The organism is Roseococcus suduntuyensis, assembly GCF_014196305.1.
Classification (GTDB): domain Bacteria; phylum Pseudomonadota; class Alphaproteobacteria; order Acetobacterales; family Acetobacteraceae; genus Roseococcus; species Roseococcus suduntuyensis.
Genome location: NZ_JACIDJ010000002.1, coordinates 629,420 through 651,138, shown reverse-complemented (window position 1 = coordinate 651,138; position 21,719 = coordinate 629,420). Strand labels below are relative to the sequence as shown.

18 protein-coding genes are annotated in these 21,719 nt (G+C 72.4%); 1 reads left to right on the top strand and 17 read right to left on the bottom strand.

The window, feature by feature from the left end:
• Positions 1–93: 93 nt before the first annotated feature.
• Together GGQ83_RS09600 and GGQ83_RS19945 are read right to left on the bottom strand one after the other, a co-directional pair.
• Positions 94–1,314 (bottom strand): MFS transporter, encoded by a 1,221-nt coding sequence (locus tag GGQ83_RS09600; protein WP_184383542.1) that lies wholly within the window; start codon positions 1,312–1,314, stop codon positions 94–96.
• A gap of 98 nt (positions 1,315–1,412) precedes the next feature.
• Positions 1,413–1,748 carry a DUF1127 domain-containing protein gene (locus tag GGQ83_RS19945; protein ID WP_207017939.1) on the bottom strand — a complete coding sequence of 112 codons (336 nt, stop codon included), beginning with the start codon at positions 1,746–1,748 and terminating at the stop codon, positions 1,413–1,415.
• Between the two features lie 183 nt (positions 1,749–1,931).
• Between GGQ83_RS19945 and GGQ83_RS09590 the strand changes: the two genes are divergently transcribed.
• Positions 1,932–3,701: an aminopeptidase P family protein gene (locus tag GGQ83_RS09590; RefSeq protein ID WP_184383541.1), complete on the top strand. Its 1,770-nt coding sequence runs from the start codon at positions 1,932–1,934 to the stop codon at positions 3,699–3,701.
• Here GGQ83_RS09590 and GGQ83_RS09585 read toward each other — a convergent pair whose 3' ends face one another.
• The 15 genes from GGQ83_RS09585 to murD form a co-directional block, all read right to left on the bottom strand.
• Positions 3,702–4,142, bottom strand: coding sequence for an Ohr family peroxiredoxin (locus GGQ83_RS09585; RefSeq protein WP_184383540.1), 441 nt, complete (start codon positions 4,140–4,142; stop codon positions 3,702–3,704).
• A gap of 142 nt (positions 4,143–4,284) precedes the next feature.
• Positions 4,285–6,402, bottom strand: a complete 2,118-nt coding sequence (ligA, locus tag GGQ83_RS09580; protein WP_184383539.1) for an NAD-dependent DNA ligase LigA — start codon at positions 6,400–6,402, stop codon at positions 4,285–4,287.
• Entirely contained in the window at positions 6,399–6,866 is a 468-nt protein-coding gene (locus GGQ83_RS09575; protein WP_184383538.1) for a GNAT family N-acetyltransferase, read from the bottom strand. Before GGQ83_RS09575 ends, ligA begins: the two co-directional genes overlap by 4 nt.
• On the bottom strand, positions 6,863–8,545 hold the full coding sequence (gene recN / locus GGQ83_RS09570) for a DNA repair protein RecN (RefSeq protein WP_184383537.1): 1,683 nt from the start codon (positions 8,543–8,545) through the stop codon (positions 6,863–6,865). Before recN ends, GGQ83_RS09575 begins: the two co-directional genes overlap by 4 nt.
• Positions 8,546–8,554: 9 nt before the next feature.
• On the bottom strand, positions 8,555–9,406 hold the full coding sequence (locus tag GGQ83_RS09565) for an outer membrane protein assembly factor BamD (RefSeq protein ID WP_184383536.1): 852 nt from the start codon (positions 9,404–9,406) through the stop codon (positions 8,555–8,557).
• A 79-nt stretch (positions 9,407–9,485) separates the two neighbouring features.
• A complete protein-coding gene (gene lpxC, locus GGQ83_RS09560) occupies positions 9,486–10,427 on the bottom strand; it encodes a UDP-3-O-acyl-N-acetylglucosamine deacetylase (protein ID WP_184383535.1) in 942 nt (313 codons plus the stop codon).
• 408 nt (positions 10,428–10,835) lie between these two features.
• The gene (ftsZ, locus tag GGQ83_RS09555; protein WP_184383534.1) at positions 10,836–12,341 is read right to left on the bottom strand and encodes a cell division protein FtsZ; all 1,506 of its coding nucleotides are present in this window, start codon (positions 12,339–12,341) and stop codon (positions 10,836–10,838) included.
• Positions 12,342–12,453: 112 nt separating this feature from the next.
• Positions 12,454–13,755: a cell division protein FtsA gene (gene ftsA, locus GGQ83_RS09550; RefSeq protein ID WP_184383533.1), complete on the bottom strand. Its 1,302-nt coding sequence runs from the start codon at positions 13,753–13,755 to the stop codon at positions 12,454–12,456.
• Positions 13,752–14,642, bottom strand: coding sequence for a cell division protein FtsQ/DivIB (locus tag GGQ83_RS09545; protein ID WP_184383532.1), 891 nt, complete (start codon positions 14,640–14,642; stop codon positions 13,752–13,754). The genes ftsA and GGQ83_RS09545 overlap by 4 nt, the downstream gene beginning before the upstream one ends.
• Positions 14,632–15,552: a D-alanine--D-alanine ligase gene (locus tag GGQ83_RS09540; protein WP_184383531.1), complete on the bottom strand. Its 921-nt coding sequence runs from the start codon at positions 15,550–15,552 to the stop codon at positions 14,632–14,634. The genes GGQ83_RS09545 and GGQ83_RS09540 overlap by 11 nt, the downstream gene beginning before the upstream one ends.
• Positions 15,553–15,660: 108 nt before the next feature.
• A complete protein-coding gene (gene murB / locus GGQ83_RS09535; protein WP_242534940.1) occupies positions 15,661–16,533 on the bottom strand; it encodes a UDP-N-acetylmuramate dehydrogenase in 873 nt (290 codons plus the stop codon).
• Between the two features lie 4 nt (positions 16,534–16,537).
• Positions 16,538–17,980, bottom strand: coding sequence for a UDP-N-acetylmuramate--L-alanine ligase (murC, locus tag GGQ83_RS09530; protein WP_184383529.1), 1,443 nt, complete (start codon positions 17,978–17,980; stop codon positions 16,538–16,540).
• 82 nt (positions 17,981–18,062) lie between these two features.
• The gene (locus GGQ83_RS09525; RefSeq protein WP_184383528.1) at positions 18,063–19,193 is read right to left on the bottom strand and encodes a UDP-N-acetylglucosamine--N-acetylmuramyl-(pentapeptide) pyrophosphoryl-undecaprenol N-acetylglucosamine transferase; all 1,131 of its coding nucleotides are present in this window, start codon (positions 19,191–19,193) and stop codon (positions 18,063–18,065) included.
• A 2-nt stretch (positions 19,194–19,195) separates the two neighbouring features.
• Complete coding sequence (locus GGQ83_RS09520; RefSeq protein WP_184383527.1) at positions 19,196–20,359, bottom strand: FtsW/RodA/SpoVE family cell cycle protein; 1,164 nt, start codon at positions 20,357–20,359, stop codon at positions 19,196–19,198.
• Entirely contained in the window at positions 20,356–21,714 is a 1,359-nt protein-coding gene (murD, locus tag GGQ83_RS09515; protein ID WP_184383526.1) for a UDP-N-acetylmuramoyl-L-alanine--D-glutamate ligase, read from the bottom strand. The genes GGQ83_RS09520 and murD overlap by 4 nt, the downstream gene beginning before the upstream one ends.
• Positions 21,715–21,719: the final 5 nt, after the last annotated feature.

Below are 21,719 nucleotides of genomic sequence, written 5' to 3'. Positions count from 1 at the left end.
GGACCACCGGGGGCGACCCCCGCACACCCGTAAACTCCCGTAGAAGCCCCGCCCCAACCCCCGTTCTGCCCAGGCGATGGGCAGGGCGTGCCGTCAGGCGGGCAGGGGGCGCGCGCCGGGTGGCTTCGTCATCCAGTTCAACACGCTGGCCGCCAGCCCCACCACGATCATCACCGGCCAGAAGGCGTCGTAACTGCCGGTCACGCCCAGCAGCAGCGCGCCCGCGCCCGCGCCGAGGAAGCCGCCGATCTGGTGGCTGAAGAAGCACACGCCATAGAGGGCGCCCAGATCGCCAACTCCGAAGCGCCGCGCGATGGCGGCCGAGGTCAGCGGCACCGTGCCCAGCCAGACGAAGCCCATCACGGCCGCGAAGACCATGGTGCCCCATTCGGTGGGCGTGGAGACGGCGAAGGCCGCGATGGCCAGCGTCCGCACCAGGTAGATCCAGCCCAAGCCCGTCTCGGGCTTGATGCGCGAGGACAGCCAGCCGCAGAACCAGGACCCCGGGATGTTGAACAGCCCGATCAGCATCAGCGCCGTCATGCCCAGGCTGGGGGCCAGGCCGCAGAGCGCGATGTGCGAGGGCAGGTGGGTGGTCAGGAAGGCGAGCTGGAAGCCGCAGGCGAAGAAACCGCCCGTCAGCAGGGCGAAGTCGCGGTCGGCCAGCGCCCGCTTGGCGAGGCCCGGCAGCCCCATCAGCCCCGCGGCCGGCGCGCCCACGCGGGGCGCGGGCCGCCATTCGATGTTGCGCGCGATGGGGATGATGAGCAGCGCGGTCACCGCCAGCATGGCCAGCGCGCCGGCCGAACCCAGCCAGCCGATGGCGCCGAAGGTGATGGGCACCATGGCCGCCTGCCCCAGCGACCCGCCGGCACTGGCGATGCCGATATACTCGCCCCGCTTCTCCGGCGGCGCGAGGCGGCCGATGGCGGCCAGCGCCAGCCCCGTGCCCGCGCAGGCCACGCCGAAGCCCGAGAAGAGGCCGATGCCCAGCAGCACCATCGCATTGGTGGGAAAGATCGCGGGCAGCCCGCAGCCGATCAGGTAGAAGACGCCGCCCACCGCCATGACGCGGCCGGAGCCATACTTGTCGGCCATGCTGCCCGAGACGGGCTGGGCCAGGCCCCAGGTGAGGTTGTGCAGCGCGACCGCCAGGCCGAAGGCCCAGGGGGCCACGGCGTGCTCGGCGGACATGGGCAGCAGCAGCAGCCCGTAGGTCTGCCGGATGCCCATGGCGAGGGAGGAGGTGGCCGCCGCCCCGATGATCGCCACCCAGAGGATGGTCTTGGCCGATCGGGCGGGGGCGTTTTGCATAAGCGAAAGCTGAGAGGAAGCGTCAGCCTTGCACAAGAAAGAACCGCGCCGGGGCAGTTATGCACCCGGCGCGGGGCGGAAGCGACCGTGCAGCCCGTTCAGGCCGCGTGGCGGGTCCCGGCCACGTCATTCGCCGCCTGCGGGAAGGGGCGGGCGGCGATCTCATAGATATTGCCGCGGGCGATGCCGATATCGGCAAGGGCGCGGTCGCTGAGCTGGCTCAGCTCCTCGGCGGTGCGGTTGCGGCGCTGCATCGCGGCGAAGCCACGGCCCAGGGCCTGGAAGGCGCCCGTGATGGCTGCCAGGATGACAGCGGCACGCAGGGCGCGGGCACGGGCGGTCAGCACCTCGGCGCGCTCGGCCGCGTTCAGGCGGTCGAGGTGCGGGTAAGGCATCAGCATCGCGGCTTCGGCCGGGGTGATGCGGGAGTCCATGTGGTCCATCCGAATATCTGTGGGCGGTCATCGCCCGGGTTCTGAAGGCGGCGGCGCCGCTCTCGTGAGGCAGGATATAGGGGGGCTTTGCGTCTTGTGGTTGCGCTATGCTGCGACTGCACACATGCGCTCAGCGCATGACATCCTGTGGACTTATGTCATTATGACGGAACTGAGGCAGAAATGAACGAAAAGTTGCACCGCCTCTCCGCCCTGCGTGAGGCTTTGGCCGCCCAGGGTGTCGCGGGCTTCCTTGTCCCGCGCGGCGACGAGCATCTGGGCGAATACGTCCCCCGCGCCGGCGAACGCCTGGCCTGGCTGACCGGCTTCACCGGCAGCGCGGGCATGGCCGTGGTGTTGCCGGGCCGCGCCGCCGTCTTCACCGATGGCCGCTACACCACCCAGCTCGCCGCCGAGACCGATGCCGCGCTGTGGGAACGCCGCCACATCACCGAGGAACCGCCCGCCGAATGGCTGCGTGAGCACGCCCAGGGCCTGGCCATCGGCTACGACCCCTGGTTGCACAGCGAGGCCGCCTTGCAGCGTTTCGCGGGCGTGACGCTCGTGCCCCTCTCGCCCAACCCCATTGATGCGCTCTGGACCGACCGGCCCGCGCCCCCCGCAACCCCCGTGCTGCCGCATGCCCTGGCCCAGGCCGGGGTCACGGGCGCCGCCAAGCGCGAGGCCGCCGCCGCCGCCCTGCGCGCGGCCGGCGAACAGGCCTGCGTGCTGGCCGATGCCCATTCCGTCGCCTGGCTGCTGAACATCCGCGGGGCGGACCTGGCGCACACGCCCCTGCCGCTGGCCTTCGCGGTGCTGCACGACGATGCCTCGGTGGCGCTGTTCCTGAACGCGCCGGAGCGGGTGCCGGAAACGACGCGCGCCCATCTGGGCAATGCCGTCAGCATCGCGCCCCGCACGGCGCTGCCGGGCGCGCTGCGCGCCCTGTCCGGCCGCACCGTGCGCCTCGATGCCGAGGCCACCCCCGCCTGGTTCGCCGCGACCCTGCGCGAGGCCGGCGCCAAGGTGACGACGGGCGAGGACCCTTGCCGCCTGCCCCGCGCCATGAAGAACCCCGTGGAGCAGGAAGGCGCCCGCGCCGCGCAGCTGCGCGATGCCGGCGCCGTGGCGCGCTTCCTGGCCTGGTTCGCCGAGCATGCGCCGCGGGGCGGCCTGACCGAGATGTCCGCCGCCGCCCACCTGCTGGACCAGCGCCGCCTGCTGCCGGGTTTCGTGGCCGAGAGCTTCCCCGCCATCTCGGGCGCCGGCGAGAATGGCGCCATCGTCCACTACCGCGTCACCCCCGAGACCGACCGGCCCATCCGCCCCAACGAGTGCTACCTGATCGACAGCGGCGCGCAGTTCCCGGACGGCACCACCGACATCACCCGCACAATCTGGACCGGGCCGGACGCCGCGCCGGCCGCGCTGCGGGCGCGCTACACGGCGGTGTTGCGCGGCCACATCGCGCTCGGCACGCTGCGCTTTCCGGAAGGGGTGGCGGGGCCGCACCTGGATGCCATCGCGCGCCGGCCGCTCTGGGACATGGGCCTCGACTACGACCACGGCACCGGGCATGGCGTGGGCAGCTTCCTCTCGGTGCATGAGGGTCCGGCCGCCTTCAGCCGCGCGGCCCGCGTGGTGCCCATCCGTCCGGGCATGATCCTGTCCAACGAGCCCGGCTACTATTTGCCCGGCCATTACGGCATCCGCATCGAGAACCTGCTGCTGGCCCGCCCCGCCGAGCCCCAGCCCGACCAGGCCCGCCCCTTCCTCGAATTCGAGACGCTGACGCTCGCGCCCTATTGCCGCGCCCTGCTGGACGCGGCAGCGCTGACGCGCTTCGAGCGGGAATGGGTGGATGCATACCACGCGCGGGTGTGGCGCGAGGTGGGGCCGGGGCTGGACACATCCAGCCGGGCCTGGCTGGAGGCGGAGTGCGCCCCCCTCTGATCAGCCGCCCGTGGCCTTGATCTGCACATCCACGTTGCCGCGGGTGGCGTGGCTGTAGGGGCAGATCTTCTCATGCGCCTCCTGCGCCAGCGCCGCCAATTCGGCCTGGGGCAGACCCGGGTCGTTCACATGCAGCACGACGGCGAGGCCGAAGCCCCCGCCCTCGCGCGGGCCCACCGAGACCTCGGCCGTCACCTCGGCCTTGCTGGCGTCCTTCTTGTGCTGGCGGCCGATGAAATCCAGCGCGCCGGCGAAGCAAGCGGCATAGCCGGCGGCGAAGAGGTGCTCGGGCGTGGTCGTGCCCTCGCGGCCGGGGCCGCCCATGTCCTTGGGCACGGAGAGGTCCACGGCCACCAGCCCGTCCTCGGTGGCGGTGCGGCCATTGCGGCCGCCCTGGGCGGTGGCGCGGGCGGTGGCGAGCGGCTTGATGCTGTCGGTCATCGCGGTTTCTCCCTCTGGAAGGGCGCCATCCTGTCACGCGGCGGGGAGGCGGCCAAATCCGCAACCTGTGCGTCATGGCGGGCGCGTCCGCGCCCGGCGCGCTTCAGGCCCGGTATCCCGCCCCGGCGTGCGCGGGCCGGCCTCAGCCGGCGTCCAGCCCCGCTTGCGCTCGGAACTCCGCCTCGGTGAGCACCGTCACCCCCAGCTCCGCGGCCTTGGCGGCCTTGGAGCCGGCATCGGCCCCCACCACCACGAAGTCGGTCTTCTTCGACACGCTCTTGGTGACACGCGCGCCCAGCGCCTCGGCCCGCGCCTCCGCCTCCTGGCGGGAGAGGGTCTCCAGCGTGCCGGTGAAGACCAGCGCCTTGCCGGCGAAGGGGTTGTCCTCCGCCGCCACGGGGGCCGCATCCTCGGGCGTCACCTGGCCCAGCAGGTCGTCCAGCGCCTCCTGGTTGTGGGGTTCGGCGAAGAACTCCACCAGCTCGGTCGCGATGGCCGGCCCGATGCCCTGGATGGAGCCCAGCTCCTCCCGCGCCTCGCTGCCGATGATGCGCGCCTCCACCATCCGCGCCCGCAGCGCCGTGACGGACTGGTAGTGCCGCGCCAGCAGCTTCGCGTTCTGCTCGCCGATGCGCCGGATGCCCAAGCCGAAGAGGAAGCGTTCCAGCGGCACGCGCCGCCGCGCCTCGATGGCGGCGAGAAGGTTGGGCACCTTCTTCGCCTCTTCCGGCCGCTTGGCGTTGGCGCCCCAGCCCTTGAAGCCGCGCAGCGTGGCCGCGTGCTGGTGAAGGCGGAAGATGTCGGCGGGGCTTTTCACCAGGCCTTCGGCGTGGAGAAGCTCGATCACCTCCTCGCCCATGCCCTCGATGTCCATCGCACGGCGGCTGACGAAGTGCTTCAGGCGCTCGGTGGTCTGTGCGGGGCAGATCAGGCCGCCGGTGCAGCGGCGCACCACGTCGTCGCCCTCGCGCACCGCATGGCTGCCGCAGGCGGGGCAGATTGTGGGGAAGGCGAAGGACGGGCCGCGCGTGGCGCCCTCGGGGTTGGCGACACCCACCACCTGCGGGATCACATCGCCCGCGCGCTGGATGGTGACGATGTCCCCCTCGCGCACATCCTTGCGCGCGATCTCGTCCTCATTGTGCAGGGTGGCGTGGGTGACGGTCACACCGCCCACGAACACCGGCTCCATCACCGCCCGCGGCGTCAGCGCGCCCGTGCGCCCCACCTGGATCTCGATGCGGAGAAGCCGCGTGGTGGCCTGTTCCGCCGCGAATTTCCAGGCGATGGCCCAGCGCGGCGCGCGGCCCACGAAGCCCAGCCGCTGCTGCCAGTCCAGCCGGTCCAGCTTGTAGACCACGCCGTCAATGTCATAGGCGAGGCCGGGGCGCGCACCCTCCATCCGCGCCTGGAATTCCGCGGCATCGGTGACGCGCGCCGAGAGCGGGTTCACCGTGAAGCCCCATTGCTTCAGCCGTTCCAGCCATTCCCAATGTGTCGCGGCCGGCGCCTCGCTTGCCTCGCCCATGGCATAGGCGAAGAGCTTCAGCGGGCGCTGCGCGGTGATGCCCGCATCCAGTTGCCGCAATGAACCGGCCGCCGCGTTGCGCGCATTCACCGGGATGGTGACGGCAGGGCCGAGCTTCTCGCCCGCCGCCTTGCGCGCCTCACGCGCCGCGAAGGCGGCCTCCTGCTGGGCGCGGAAGGCCAGGAAATCCGGGCGCTCCATGAAGACCTCGCCGCGGATTTCGATGCGGGCGGGGAAGGGGGCGGGAAGGGTCTGCGGCAGGTCGCGCAGCGTCAGCAGGTTGGCGGTGATGTCCTCGCCCTCGGCGCCATCGCCGCGCGTGGCGCCGCGGATGAAGCGGCCACCCTCGTAGAGCAGGTTCACGCTGAGCCCATCAATCTTGGGCTCCGCCACGAAATCGAGCGGCGCGTCCTCGGGCAGGCTGAGGAAGCGGCGGATGCGGGCCGCGAACTCCGCGAAGTCATTCGCGTCGAAGGCATTGTCCAGGCTGAGCATGGGCGCCAGGTGCCGGGACTTGGCGAAGCCCTCGGCCACCTTGCCGGACACCTTCTGCGTCGGGCTATCCGCCTGCACCAGCTCGGGGTGCGCCGCCTCCAGCGCGCGCAGCTCCCGCATCAGCGCGTCATATTCGGCGTCGCTGACGGTGGGTGCGTCCTGCTCGTAATAGGCGCGGTCATGCGCCGTGATCTGTTCGATCAGCGCGGCGATGCGCGCCTCCGGGCCCTCGGTCATGCGCTGTCGGCCAGGGCCTCGAAGGCGGCGCCTTCGAGGGAGAGGACGCTGAGTGTCTCGGCCTCCGCGCCGATCGCGTTGTAGAAGGCGAGGCCTCCTGCATTGCCGGGCAGCGCGGTCCATTCGATGAAGCTGCCGCCTGCCGCCCGCACCTCGGCCGCCGCGGCGGCCACCAGGGCGCGGGCCAGGCCTTGCCGCCGATGGCCGGGCGCCACGTAGAGGTCGCCCATCCGCGCGCAGCGCACGCCCTTGGTGGTTTCGAAGCTCGGGTGCAGGGTGAGGTAGCCTACGGCCGGGCGGCCTACCACCAGCAATTGGCCGACCGCCCGCGGGCCCAGGAAGGCCTCGCGCAGCGCCGCCGCGTCGGGGCTCAGGGCGGGATCATAGCCCTCCTCGGCGTTCAGCGCGCGCACCAGCGCGGCGACGGCATCACCATCCTCGGCGGTGAAGGGGCGGGGGGTCACGCCGCCCCCCGCAGCAGGCTTTCCGCCGCCGCGCGCGCGGCCTCCGTCACCACCTCGCCCGCCAGCATCCGTGCGATTTCCTCGCGGCGTTCCTCGGCGTCCAGCGGCGTCACGCGCGTCTCCGCCCGCCCGCCGGCGACCGACTTCGCCACCTGCAGATGCCGCGCCCCGCGCGCCGCCACCTGGGGCGAATGCGTCACCACCAGCACCTGCAGCCGCTCGGCCACGCGCTGCAACCGTTCGCCCACCGCGGCCGCCGTGGCGCCGCCGATGCCCGCATCCACCTCGTCGAAAACGAGCGTCGGCACCGGTGAGCCCCGCGCCAGCACGACCTTCAAGGCCAGCATCAGCCGCGACAATTCCCCGCCCGAGGCGATCTTCACCAACGCCCCCGGCGTCTGTCCTGGGTTGGTCGCCACCAGCAGCGTGACGCGATCGGCGCCATCGGCGCCCCAGGCCGCTTCCTCGCGCGCCGCCACCTCCACCACCACCCGCGCGCGGTCGAGCTTCAAGGGCGGCAATTCCTGCGCCAGCGCGGCTTCCAGCGCCGCCGCCGCCTCGCGCCGCAGCGCCGTCAGCGCGGTGGCCGCCGCCACATAGGTCTCGCGCGCCGCCCGCGCGGCCAGGCTCAGCGCGCTGACGCGATCCGTCCCGGCATCGAGCGCGGAGAGCCGCCCGCGCAGCGTGTCCAGCAGCGCCGGCAATTCCACCACCGGCACGCCATGCTTCCGCGCCGCCGAACGCAGCGCGTAGAGCCGGTCGTCCAGCGCCTCCAGCCGGCGCGGGTCGGGCAGGGCGTCCTGGGCCAGGCGTTCCAGAAGCTGCTCGGCCTCCGCCAGCGCGTCCTGTGCGGCCCCAAGGGCCGCCAGCACCGCGTCTTGCCCCGGCCCCACCGCGCCGGGTGGCAGGCGTTCCAAAGCACGCGCGGCGTTGCGCAGCGCGGCCGCCGGGTTGGCGCTGCGCCGGTCGCGCGGCTGGAGTTCGGCCAGCGCCCCGGCCAGCGCCTCGGTGCGACGTTCGGCGGCCTGGAGGTGCTGGCGTTCCTGGGCGAGCGTCTCCTCCTCGCCCTCTCCCGGGGCGAGCTTCGCCAATTCCTCGACGGCGTGGCGCAGCCATTCCTCGTCGCGCAGGGCGGCCGCCACCGCCTCCTCCGCCTCGCGCAGCGCGGCATCCGCCGCACGCCAGGCGCGGAAGGCGGCCGCGGCCTCGCCGCGCGGGGCATCGAGGCCGCCAAAGGCATCGAGCAGCGCGCCATGGGTTGCGGGGTCGGCGAGGCCCACCTGGTCATGCTGCCCCTGCACCTCGACCAGCGTGGCGGCGAGGCGCTTCAACGCCGCCACCCCCACCGGATGGTCGTTCACGAAGGCGCGGGAGCGTCCATCGGCCTGCACCACGCGGCGCAGCACCAGCGCATCCTCTGCCTCCAGGCCCAGCTCGGCCAGCAGCGCATGGGCGGGGTGGTGGGGCGGCGGGGTGAAGACGGCGGCGACGCTCGCTTGCGATTGCCCCACGCGCACCAGCCCTGCCTCGGCGCGCATGCCCAGCGCGAGGCCCAGGCTGTCCAGCAGGATGGACTTGCCCGCGCCCGTCTCGCCGGTCAGCACCGAGAGGCCGGGGCCGAAGGAGAGGTCCAGCCGCTCGATCAGCACCACGTCGTGGATGGCGAGCGAGGCGAGCATGGCGCCCCGCTAGAAGATGTTGCCCCAGGCCCGCCGCAGCAGCCCCGGCCGCGCGGCGTCCGACGGCGCGGCCCCCGGCGTCAGCAGCGCGTAGCTGTCCTGGTACCAGGGGCTGCCCGGGAAGTTGTAGCCCAGCACGGAGGCGGTGCGCGCCGCCTCCTCCCGCAGGCCGAGGGAGAGGTAGATCTCCGTCAGCCGGTGCAGCGCCTCGGGCACATGGTTGGTGGTCTGGTATTGCTCCACCACGCGGCGGTAGCGGCCGATGGCGGCGTTGAGCAGGCGCTGGCGCTGGTAGAAGCGGCCGATGTTCATCTCGCGCCCGGCCAGGTGGTCGCGCGCCAGGTCCATCTTGAGGCGGGCGTCGCGGGCATAGGCGGTCTCGGGGAAGCGGTTCACCACATCCTGCAGCGCGGCCATGGCGAGCTCGGTCGAGCGCTGGTCGCGCTGCGCGTCGTTGATCTGCTCGTAGAGCGAGAGCGCGCGCAGGTAGTGCGCGTAGGCGATGTCGCGGTGCGCCGGGTGCAGCTGGATGAAGCGGTCCAGCGTGCCGATGGCCTCGGTGTAGCGGTTGCGCATGTAGTCGGCATAGGCCGACATCAGCTTCGCGTTGGTGGCCCAGGTGGAGAAGGGATGTTCGCGCTCCAGCGCGTCGAAGATCTGGCCGGCCTGGGCGTAGCGTTGTTCCTGCAGGGCCTGGATGCCGGCGGCGTAGAGCGCCTCGGGCGAGCGGTCCTGGAGGGCGGCGGTGGGGCTGCTGTCGAACAGGGAGCCCAGGCGCCCGTCCCAGCCCGTAGCACCCCCGCAGGCCGCGAGCGGCAGGAGGCTGCACAGGAGGGCGAGGCGGGGAAGGGTCTGTCGCATGTGGGGCGTTCTACTCCGGATGGCGGGCTTATACCACGCGCCCGCCGAACGCCGGCAAGGGGGGCCAGGAAGTGGGAAATCAGGCCGCGGTGGCGGCGAGCAGGGCGGGGGCTTCCACCGCCTCCAGCGCATGGCCGGTGACGAGGCGCGTGGCCGTGGGGTCCGCCAGCAGGGCGCGCACCAGCCGGTTGTTCAGCGCATGGCCCGAGCGCGCGCCGCGGAAGCGCCCCGCGATGGGGTGGCCGGCCAGCGCCAGGTCGCCCACCACGTCCAGCAGCTTGTGGCGCACGAATTCATCGGGGCTGCGCAGCCCGCCCGGGTTCACCACCAGCGGCCCGTCCACCACCACGGCATTGGCGAGGCTGCCGCCGCGCGCGAGGCCCGCCGCGCGCAGCCGCGCCACATCCTCGGCGAGGGTGAAGGTGCGGGCATTGGCGAGTTCCGCGCGGAAGCTGGCCGTGGAGACGCGCAGGGCGAGCGACTGGGTGCCGATGGCGGTGCCGGGGAAGGCGATTTCCAGCTCGGCCTCGAAGGCGAAGTCATCGAGCGGCGAAAGCTCGGCCCAGGCGCCCGTCTCATCCTCGACGCGCACGGCCTTGAGCACCTGCAGCGAATGCCGCTGGCCATATTGCTCGGCCGCGCCGGCGCAGTTGATGAGGAAGATGAAGGGCTCCGCCGAACCGTCGAGGATGGGCACCTCCGGCCCGTCCACCTCGACCAGCGCGTCGTCGATGCCGGCGGCGGCCAGCGCCGCCATCACATGCTCGATGGTGCCGACGCGGGCTTGCGGCTGGCCCTCCATCCCGATGGCGGTGCAGAGCCGCGTGTCCACCACATGGTCGGCGCGGGCGGGGATGGTGACGCCGAGGTCGGTGCGACGGAAGCTGATGCCGGCGCCGCTGGGGGCGGGCAGGAGGGAGAGCGTCAGCGTCAACCCGCTGTGGAGGCCCACGCCGCGGCAGGAAATCCCCTGCGCGAGGCGACGGCGGCGACCACCCGGAAGCTGCGCGAATCCATCCATGCTGAGCAAAATCCCCAAAGCTGGGCCAAACCGCCCGTGACACACAAAGCCCGCGCCAGTGGCGCGGCATTCCGGATTACGGCCCTCCCCAGAACCGCGCCCCGCCCGGAGGGGGAGGCACCGGACCCTGCCCAGTTCATGCGGCCACAATCGGGCCGTCGGCAAGGTTTCGACACCCTGCATGCCAGGGCTGGGCCGTGCAGGCCAGTCAAGCGTTGTTTCCCGATGTTTCCCGCTAAAACCCTGAAAGGGCGCGCCCTTTTCTCGCCATATTTGCGCTGACGGCAATTCCCGCACGCGCTTCATTGCGTCGCGGCAAAGTCCTGGCGGTGCGGTTTGCTTGACCTGGACATGAAAAACCCCGCGGCCTTTCAGCCGCGGGGTCATTCGGCACAAAGCTGTTCCGGATCAGTTGCTCATGCGGCGCAGAAAGGTCGGGATGTCGAGGTTCTTCTCATCCGGACCCGTGGGCGAGGCCGCGGGCGCCGTGCGCTGCGGCGCGGGCTGGGGAAGGCCGAGGCCCGGCTCGGCGCGGCGCGGGGCGGTGGCTTCCGGCGCGCGCGGCTGGCGAATGGCGCCCGTCGCGTTGCGGAACAGGCTGCGCCAACCCGATTCGCCGCCATGCTGCGGCGCCGGGCCTTCCATCTGCGCGGGGGCCGCCATGACGGGCGGTGCCATCTGCGGGGCAGGGGTCGGCACGGGCTGCGGGGCCGGCATCTCCTCCTCCTGCGCCGCCGGGACGGGTGTCACGGCCACCGCCGGCGCGGCCGCCTGGCGCAGCAGGCCCGCACCCGTGGCCTGCACCGGCCGGCGGGCGGGCTGCGGCGGGACGGGGGCGCCAAACGGCCCCTGCGCCGCCCCTTGGGCCGCGCGCGGCGCCGGCGCCTCGACCGGCGCGGGGGCGACGACGGCCAGGCGCGGCGCGCCCGTCGAAGCCGCACTCGCCACATCGATGCCGGTGGCGACGACCGAGACGCGCACGCGCCCGTTCATCGTCTCATCAACGGAGGAGCCGAAGATGATGTTCGCATCCTCGTCCACCTCGCGACGGATGCGCGTCGCCGCCTCGTCCACCTCGAACAGCGTCATGTCGAGGCCGCCCGTGATGTTGATCAGCACGCCGCGCGCGCCGCGCATGGAGGTGTCCTCCAGCAGCGGGTTGCTGATGGCGGCCTCGGCGGCCTTCACCGCGCGGTCCTCGCCCTCGGCCTCGCCCGTGCCCATCATCGCCTTGCCCATCTCGGCCATGACGGTGCGGATGTCGGCGAAGTCGAGGTTCACGAGGCCGGGGGCCACCATCAGGTCGGTGACGCCGCGCACGCCCATGTAGAGGACGTTGTCCGCCATGCGGAAGGCGTCCTGGAAGGTCGTGCGCTCATTGGCCAGCCTGAACAGGTTCTGGTTGGGCACCACGATCAGCGTGTCCACGAACTGCTGCAGCTCATCGAGGCCGAGGTCGGCGGCGCGCTTGCGCTTGGGCCCTTCGAAGTCGAAGGGGCGCGTCACGACGCCCACGGTCAGGATGCCGCGCTCGCGCGCCATGCGCGCCACGACGGGCGCCGCCCCCGTGCCCGTGCCGCCGCCCATGCCGGCGGTGACGAAGACCATGTGGCAGCCTTCCAGGTGGCGGGCCAGCTCGTCCATCGCTTCCTCGGCGGCGGCGCGGCCGATCTCGGGCTTGGCACCCGCGCCCAGCCCCTGCGTCAGGTGCGGGCCGAGCTGCACGCGGCGTTCCGCGCGGCTGTTCACCAGCGACTGGGCGTCGGTGTTGGCGACAATGAAATCAACCCCCTCGAGGCCCAGGTTGATCATGTTGTTCACGGCATTGGTGCCGCCGCCGCCGATGCCGATGACGGCGATCCGGGGCGAGAAATCGGTGTGCTGCGTCACTGGCAGAGTCAGGTTCAACGTCATGGCCTCGGATCTCCTCCCCTCGAGTCTAGACGCGTGCGGCGAGTCGCGTCTCCCCCTCCCGCCGCACTCATCCCCGTGTTCCACATAATCCACAGGCGGTGGATTCGCGTTTTCACAATCTTTCGCGCAGCCAGGCGAAGGCACGCGACACCATCCCCTTCGGCGCCGCCGGACCCGGCGTGATGTCGAGCAGCGGGCGCCCCTCGCCCGCGGCCCAGGCCAGCAGCCCGATGCAGCTGGCGAAGGCCGGCCCCGCCGCCGTCTCCGGCAGCCCGCGCACGATTCGCGGGCGGCCGAGGCGCACCGTCACCGGCTTGCCCAGCACGCGGGCGGCCAGTTCGCGCACGCCGATCACCTGGCTGGCACCGCCCGTCAGCACCACGCGGCGGCGCATCTCCATGGGCAGGCCCGAGGCCTCCAGCCGGTCGCGCAGCAGTTCGAAGCTTTCCTCCAGGCGCGGGCGCATGATCTTCACGATCATCTCGCGCGGGATGCGCGCGATCTGGTCCTCCTCCTCGCCCACCATCGGCACGGGCAGAAGCTCGCCCCGGTCCTCGTCGGATTCGAGGACGCTGCCATGCATGGTCTTCAGCCGCTCCGCGTGGCTGATCGGCGTGGACAGCACGCGCGCCAGATCATTGGTCACCTGCCAGCCGCCCACGGGAAGCTGCGCCGTGTGCAGCAGCCGGCCTTCCGCGAAGCAGGCGAGGCTGGTGGTGCCGCCGCCCATGTCCACGCAGATGGCGCCCAACTCGCGCTCATCATCCACCAGCGTCGCAAGCCCGGCCGCGAAGGGCGAGGCGATCATCTCCTCCGCCTCCAGTTCGCAGCGGTGCAGCGTCTGGCCCAGGTTGAACAGCGCGTGGCTGGCCGCGTCCACCACATGCAGCCGCGCCTGCAGGCGTTCGCACACCATGGCGCGCGGGTCTTCCACGCCGCCCGTCTCGTCCACCATGAAGCCGGCGGGGAAGCAGTGCACCACCTCGCGCCCATCGGCATGGGTCCGGCGCACGCCTTCTTGGAGAATGGAGCGCAGGTCGGCCTCCGTCACCGCCCGCCCGCCGATGGGCCAGTCGATGTGATGGATGCGCCCGCCCGGCTGCCCGCAGGAAAGGTTGACGATGACGCCCTGCAGCCGCGTGTCGGCCATCTGCTCGGCGCCGGCCACGGCGGCGCGGATGCTGCGCTCGGCCTCCTCCATGTCCACGACGGAGCCGGCCTTGATGCCGCGCGCCTTCTGCCAGCCGAAGCCCAGCGCGCGCGGCGTGCCGTCGCTCTCGATGCGCGCGATGATGCAGACGATCTTGGTGGTGCCGATGTCCAGCACCCCGAAGGCGCCGGCGCGCGCCCGGCCCAGGCGCAGGCCGCGCGCGGGCGGGGTGTCGGCGGCGGCGTGGCGAATGATCTCGTTCATCCACGTTGTCTCCGGGCTTGCGCGGGGGTGGCGGGCGGCGTGGCGGGGGCCTCGGGCGGCATGCGGACCACCAGGCGGTCGGGCAGGCGCATGTCCACCACCGCGAGCGGCCGGTCGAGCAGCCGGTCCTGCGCCTGCAGCGTGGCGAGGCGTTCCACCGCCGCTTCCTCATGCCCCTCGGGCAGCAGCACGTCGGCGCCATTGTGCAGGCGCAGATTCCAGCGCCGTTCGGAGACGCGCACCGCGGCCTCCACCCGGTCCGCGATGGCGGGGTGCCGGCGCAGCACGTCCACGATGGAGGCGGCGGCGGTGTTGGCGCCGGCGCCCACCACGAAGGGCAGGGGGCCGAAGGCCTCGAAGCGCTCGCTCGCCATCTCGTTGCCGCTGCGGTCAATGACGGAATAGCGCCCGTCCTGCTGCCAGATGGCGAAGGCCTGGCGTTCCTCCAGCCGCACCAGGATGGTGCCGGGCAGGCGGCGTTCCACATGCGCGCCCCGCACCCAGGCGATCTCCATCAGTCGCGTGCGCGCGGCATCCGGGTCGAAATCCAGGATGGCATCGCCGGGCACGGTGCCGATGGCGGTCAGCAGCGCCTCGCGCGGGGTGAATTCCCGCCCCTCGACGCGGATTTCCTGCACGACGAGGCCATGGTCGCGCCCCAGATTCACCAGCGCCAGCGCCGTATCCCGCGCCCGCGCCTCGGGGTCCATCCGCGCCACACCCCAGGCCAGGCCCGCGAGCGCGCCCAGCCCCAGCAAACCAAAACCCATGCCGCGCAAGATGCGCCGCTGCCGGCGAAACCACAGCGCGGCGGCGGAAGGCCGGCGCGGCGGGGGTGCGGCGGCGCGGGCGCGGACGGCGACCTTCTTGCGCGGCTCACGCGCCATGCCGCGCCTCCCGCACCATCCAGGCGCAGAGCTCGGGGAAGGGAATGCCCTGGTGCGCCGCCTGTTCGGGCAGCAGCGAGGTGGGCGTCATGCCCGGCTGGGTGTTCACCTCCAGCAGCACGAGGCGCCCGGGTTCGCCCGCCGTGTCGTCATAGCGGAAATCCGCGCGGGAGACGCCGCGGCAGCCCAGCGCCTGGTGGGCGGCCAGGGCCACGCGCATCGCCTCGGCCGCGATGTCGGCATGGATGGGCGCGGGCAGGAGGTGGCGGCTGCCGCCTTCCGCATACTTGGCCTCGTAGTCGTAGAAGGCGTGGCCGGTCGCGATCTCGGTCACACCCAGCGGCCGGTCGCCCATGATGGCCACCGTGATCTCGCGGCCGGGGACGTAGCTTTCGGCCATGATGCGGCTGCCGAAGCGCCAGCTCCGCGCGACCTCCGCGCGGCGGTTGTCGCCCGTGCGCAGGATGGTGACGCCGACCGAGCTGCCCTCATCCACCGGCTTCACCACATAGGGGCGGGGCAGGGGGTCTTCCTGCTCCAGCTCCTCCGGGGAGACGATGCGGTGCTGCGCCACCGGCAGCCCATGCGCCTGGAACACGGCCTTGGCCGCGCCCTTGTCCATGGCGACGGAGGAGGCGCGCACGCCCGAATGCGTGTAGGGCAAACCGAGCCAGTCCAGCACACCCTGGACGCAGCCATCTTCGCCGAAGCGGCCATGCAACGCGTTGAACACGGCGTCCGGCCGCTCGGCACGCAGCGTGGCGATGAGGGCGCCGAGATCCTCGGTCACCTCGATGGGCAGGACGGTGAAGCCCGCCGCCTCCAGCGCCGGGATCACCTGGCGGCCGGTGGCGAGGCTCACCTCGCGCTCGGCCGAGACGCCGCCATGGAGAACGGCCACCTTGGTCATGCCGCCCCCGATCGGCGGAGGGCCGCGGCCCGGAGCCGTGAATCGGTGGCCATCATGCCGCCCCCGATCGGCGGAGGGCCTTGGCCCGGAGCCGTGAATCGGTGGCCATCATGCAACCTCTCCCAGCCGCTTGATTTCCCATTCCAGCGCGATGCCCGAATGCGCCAGCACCCGCGCGCGCACCGCCTCGCCCAGCGCCTCAAGCTCCGCCGCCGTGGCGCCGCCGGTGTTGAGCAGGAAGTTGCAGTGCTTCTCGCTCACCTGCGCGCCGCCCAGCGTGAGGCCCCGGCAACCGGCGGCGTCAATCAGCGCCCAGGCCTTGTGGCCTTCCGGGTTGCGGAAGGTGCTGCCGCCGGTGCGCGCGCGCACGGGCTGCGTGGCCTCGCGCGCCGCGCGGATGTCCGCCATGCGGGCGGCGATGGCGGAAGCATCGCCGGGTTCGGCGCGCAGCCGGGCGCGCACCACCACGCCGCGCGCGGGCAGTTCCGCATGCCGGTAGTCCAGGCGCAGCCCCGCCGCATCCAGCCGCAGCAGCCCGTTGGGCGTGGCAATCTCTGCCCAGTCCAACACGTCACGTATTTCGCGCCCATAGGCGCCGGCATTCATCGCCACCGCGCCGCCCAGGCTGCCCGGAATGCCGCAGAGGAATTCCAGCCCCGACAGCCCCGCCGCCGCCGCGTGCTCGGCGATGGTCGCATCCAGCGCGGCCGCGCCCGCCACCACGCCATCGGACTGCACCTCGACGGCGCCGAACCCGCGCGCGGGCAGGCGCAGCACCAGGCCCCGAATGCCGCCATCGCGGATGATGAGGTTGGACGCCGCGCCCAGCACCGTCACCGGCCCCGCCTCCTCGGCCAGCAGCGCCAGCAGGTCCTCGGCATCGGCCGGGCGTGCCAGCCGCTCCGCCGGCCCGCCCACGCGGAACCAGGTGAAGGGGGCCAGCGGCGCGTCGAAGTCGAGACGGCCGCGCAGCTTGGGCATGGCGTCAAGCACGGCGCAGCGGCGCGACACGCGCGCCCGCCTTGGCCTGCAACTCGCCCAGTTGCTGCGGCAGCGCATGCGCCCAGTTGGTGATGCTGCCGGCCCCCAGGCACACGACATAGTCGCCGGGGCGGGCGATGGCGTGGATCATCTCCGGCAGGTGGTCCGGGGCGGCCAGCGGCACCACGCTGCGATGGCCGCGCGCGCGCAGCCCCTCCACCAGCCCATCCTTGTCCATGCCCTCGATGGGCGCTTCGCCCGCCGCATAGACATCGGCCACGATCACGGTGCCGGCGTCGTTCATGCAGGTGCAGAATTCGGTGAAGAGCTGTTGCAGCCGCGAATAGCGGTGCGGCTGCACAACGGCGATGACATCCCGCGCCCCCGCCTGCCGCGCGGCCTTGAGCACGGCCGCGATCTCGACCGGGTGGTGGCCGTAGTCGTCAATGATGGTGACGCCACCCGTCTCGCCCACGCGGGTGAAGCGGCGCTTCACGCCCTTGAAGCCGGCCAGAGCCTCGCGGATCACGTTCTCCGGCACGTCCATCTCGACGCCGACCGCGATGGCGGCCAGCGCGTTCTGCACATTGTGCTGCCCCAGCATGGGCAGGCGGAAGGGCTTCATGGTGCGGACGCGCTTGCTCACGCGGTCCTGCACGGAGACCTCGAAGGTCGCGCCCATGCGGTCGGTCAGCAGCTTCTCGGCCCGCACATCGGCCTGGGGCGAGAAGCCGTAGGTGACGAGGCGCCGATCCAGGCGTGGGATCATGGCCTGCACCGCCGGGTGGTCCACGCAGAGCACCGCGAAGCCGTAGAAGGGGATGTTGCCGACGAACTGCGCGTAGCCCTCGCGCATCGCCTCCTCGGTGCCCCAGTGGTCCAGGTGCTCGGCGTCCATGTTGGTGACGATGGCGACGGTGGAGGGCAGGCGCAGGAAGCTGCCATCGCTCTCATCGGCCTCGACCACCATCCATTCGCCGGTGCCCATGCGGGTGTTGGTGCCATAGGCGTTGATGATGCCGCCATTGATGACGGTGGGGTCGAGGCGCGCGGCCTCCAGCACCGCGGCGACGAGGCTCGTCGTCGTCGTCTTGCCATGGGTGCCCCCGACGGCGATGCCCCATTTGAGGCGCATCAGCTCCGCCAGCATCTCGGCGCGGCGCACCACGGGCAGCAGGCGGGCGCGCGCGGCCTGGACCTCGGGGTTGTCCCGCTTCACGGCGGTGGAGACGACGACGACCTGCGCCGCACCCAGGTTCTCGGCCGCATGGCCCACCATGACGGGAATGCCGGCCTCGCGCAGGCGGGCCACGTTGTAGCCCTCCGCGATGTCGCTGCCCTGCACGGAATAGCCGAGATTGTGCAGCACCTCGGCGATGCCGGACATGCCGATACCGCCGATGCCGACGAAGTGGATGGTCCCGATGGAGAGAGGGAGCGCGCGCATCAGCGGCCCTTTCCTTGGCCCGCTCCGCGGGGGGCGATTCCAACAAAATGGATGGTCCCGATCGAGAGTGGCAGCGCGCGCATCAGCGAGGCTCCTGGACAGAGGTGGTGCGCGCGGCGCAGTCGAGCACGGCGTCGGCCAATTCCCGCGCCGCCTGGGGTCGGGCGAGGCTTGCCGCATGTCGGGCCGCTTCGGCAAGCCTTTCCGGCGCGTCGAGCCAGGCCGCCAGCGCAGCCCCCAGAACCTCCGGTGTCAGCCCGGGCTGGAGCAGCACCTGCGCGGCCCCGCTTTCGGCCAGCGCGGCCGCATTGGCCCGCTGGTGGTCGTCAATGGCGGAGGGCAGCGGAATCAACAGCGAAGGCCGCCCCGCGCAGGCGAGTTCCGCCACCGTGGAGGCGCCGGCCCGCGCGATGACGAGATGTGCCCCCGAAAGCCGCACCGCGATGTCGGGGAAAAAGGGCGAGAGCTCCACCGGAATGCCCGTGTCGGCATAGGCCGCGCGCACGCGCTCCTGGTCCTCCACGCGCACCTGCTGGGCCACCAGCAGCCGCGCCCGCAGCGAATCCGGCAGGGCGGCGATGGCGGGCGGGATCAGGTCCGAGAACACCCGCGCCCCCAGCGAACCGCCGATGACCAGCAGCCGCAGCGCGCCCGTCGTCGGCGGGTAGGGCTGGCCCACCAGCGCGGCCAGGGCGGGCCGCACCGGGTTGCCCACATGTTGCGTGCGCGCACCCGCGGGCACCCGCGCCGTGCGGGCATAAGCGAGCGCCAGCAAATCCGCCCGCTTCGCCAATGCCCGGTTGGCGCGGCCCAGCACGCCATTCTGCTCGTGCAGCACCAAGGCGGGGCGGCGGCGCCCGAGCGTCAGCGCGGCCAGCGCGGGCGGGATGGAGGGGTAGCCACCAAAGCCCACCACCGCCGCCGCGTCCAGCTGCTTCAGCAACCGCCGCGCCGTCAGCGTGCCGGCGGCGAGTTGGGCCGCGCCGCGCAGCCCCTTCACGACACCCCGCCCCGCGATGCCCGCGCCCTTCAGCACGAAGCGTTCCGCCGAGGCGAAGGCCGGGCTGTCAAACGCGGCGGAGCGCGCATCGGTGAACAGCACAACCCGCTGCCCGCGCGCCATGAGTTCGGCGGCCAGCGCCTCGGCCGGGAACAGGTGCCCCCCCGTGCCGCCGGCGGCGATGGCGATGGGGCGGATGGCGGGTCCGCGCATGGTCACGTGGGGAAGGGGGCGCGAAGCCCCGCCGTGAAGGGGTTGGCTTCCTCGCCCCGCGCGGGGCGCCGCCGCGTCAGCGCCAGCAGGAAGCCCATGCCGAGCGCCAGCGCCACCACCGAGGAACCGCCATAGCTCACGAAGGGCAAGGTCATCCCCTTGGTCGGGATCAGGTGCAGCGAGCTTCCCATGTTGATGAAGGCCTGCAGCCCGAACTGCACCAGCAGGCCCGTGGCCGCCAGGCTCACGAACACGTCCCGCTCGTCCATCAGGCGCCAGAGGCCGCGCAGCACGATGAAGGCGAACAGGCCCAGGATCAGCAGGCAGGTGATGAGGCCGAATTCCTCCGCCGCCACGGGGAAGACGAAATCCGCATGGGCGTCGGGCAGCACGTCCTTCACGCGGCCCTCGCCGGGGCCGCGGCCGAACATGCCGCCATTGCCGAAGGCCTCCAGCGACATGCGGATCTGGAAATTGTCGCCCGATTCCGGGTTGAGGAAGCGTTGGATGCGGGAGCGCACATGGCCATGCAGGGTGAAGGCCAGCACCGCCATCCCCACCACCGCGCCCGCGCCGGCCACCACCCACATCAGGTTGATGCCCGAGACGAAGACCTGCGCGAGGAACACCGCCACGATGACGGCCAGCATGCCGATATCGGGCTGCTGCTTCATCAGCCAGGAGACGCCGCCGATCAGCGCGATGGCGATGAGCAGGCCGGGGAAACGCCCCTCGCGCTTGCCTTCCGCCAGCAGCCAGGCCACGGCCACGGCCAGGCAGGGCTTCAGGAATTCGGTGGGCTGCAGCGAACCGCCGGGGAAGGAGATCCAGCGCCGCGCGCCCTTGATCTCGGTGCCGATGACCAGCGTCGCTGCCGTCAGCGCCAGCGCCCCCAGCGCGCCCAGCATGGCCGCGCGCAGCACCCACTTCACCGGCAGCATGGAGACGCCCACCATCACGATGACGGCGATCATCGAATAAACCACCTGGCGCGTGAGGAACATGTGGCGGGAAGAGGCCCCGATCCGCTCGGCCACCGCCGGCGAGGCCGAGAGCATCATCACATAGCCGATGCCCACCAGCGCCAGCAGCGCGGCGAGTGTCCAGCGGTCCAGGCTGGCCCACCAGCGCCCCACCGTCGAATGGTCCACGCGGACGAGGCTCATGCGGGCATACTTTCCGGCAAGGGGGCATCGAGGGCGGCGACCATGGCGCGGAAGGCATCGCCCCGCGCGTCGAAGCCCGTGAACTGGTCCCAGGAGGCGGCGGCGGGCGAGAGCAGCACCACCTCCGCCGCACCCGACATGGCGGCCTGCGCGGCCAGCGGCACCGCCGCCTCCAGCGTGCCGCAAAGCCGGTGCCGCACGCCATGCGCGGCCAGGGTGGTGGCGAATTCGGCGGCGTCGCGGCCGATCAGGAAGGCCTCGGCCACGCGGTCGAACAGGGGGGAAAGGGGCTCGATGCCGCCCGCCTTGCCCATCCCGCCCGCGATCCAGACCACGCGCGGATAGGAGGAGAGCGCCCAGGCCGTGCTGTCGGCATTGGTGGCCTTGCTGTCATTCACGAAGGCGACGGGGCCGATGCGCCGCACCACCTCCTGCCGGTGCGGCAGGCCGGGATAGGTGGAAAGCCCCTCGGCCAGCGTGGCGCGCGACACGCCGAGTGCCAGCGCCATGCCGCAGGCGGCCGCCGCATTCTGCGCGTTGTGCGCGCCGGGCAAGGTGGGGCAGGCGGCGAGGTCCGCGATGACGCCGGCGCCGTCGCGCAGCAGGGAACCCTCCCACCAGACGCCACCGGGGCCGAGCGGCACGACGCGCCCGGCCAGCCCCTGGGCCAGCCCGCGCGTGTGGTCGTCGCCCTGGCCCAGCACCGCCACGTCGCCCGCCTCCTGCCGCGCGAAGATACGCGCCTTGGCGGCGAAGTAGCCCGCCATGTCGCCATGCCGGTCCAGATGGTCGGGGCTGAGGTTCAGCATCGCGGCGCAGTTGAATCGAAGCGTTTCGATTCGCTCCAGCATGTAGGAGGACATCTCCAGCACATACACGCCGTCATCGCCCAGCAGCGGCATGTCCAGCGCCGCCGGGCCCAGATTGCCGCCCACGGCGCAGGCCATGCCGGCGCGTTCCAGCAGGTGGCCCAGCAGCGCCGTGGTCGTGCTCTTGCCATTGGTGCCGGTGATGCCCGCGAAGCGCGCGCGCGAACCGCTGGCGCGCACGGCGCGATAGAGGAACTCCACATCGCTCAGCACGGGCCGGCCCGCCGCGCGCGCGGCGACCGCCGCCGGGTGGGGCTGCGGCAGCAGGTGCGGAATGCCCGGCGAGAGCAGCAGCGCGTCGAAATCGAAGCCTGCGGCGGGGTCCGCGACCCGCAGCCCGACGGCCTCCGCCCGCGCCCCCTCGCGGTCATCCCACGCCGTCACCTCCGCGCCCCATTCGGCCAGTCGCCGCGCGGCCGGCAGCCCGGCGCGGCCGAGCCCCACCACGGCCACGCGCATCCCGGCGAAGGGGGCGAAGGACGCCATCAGCG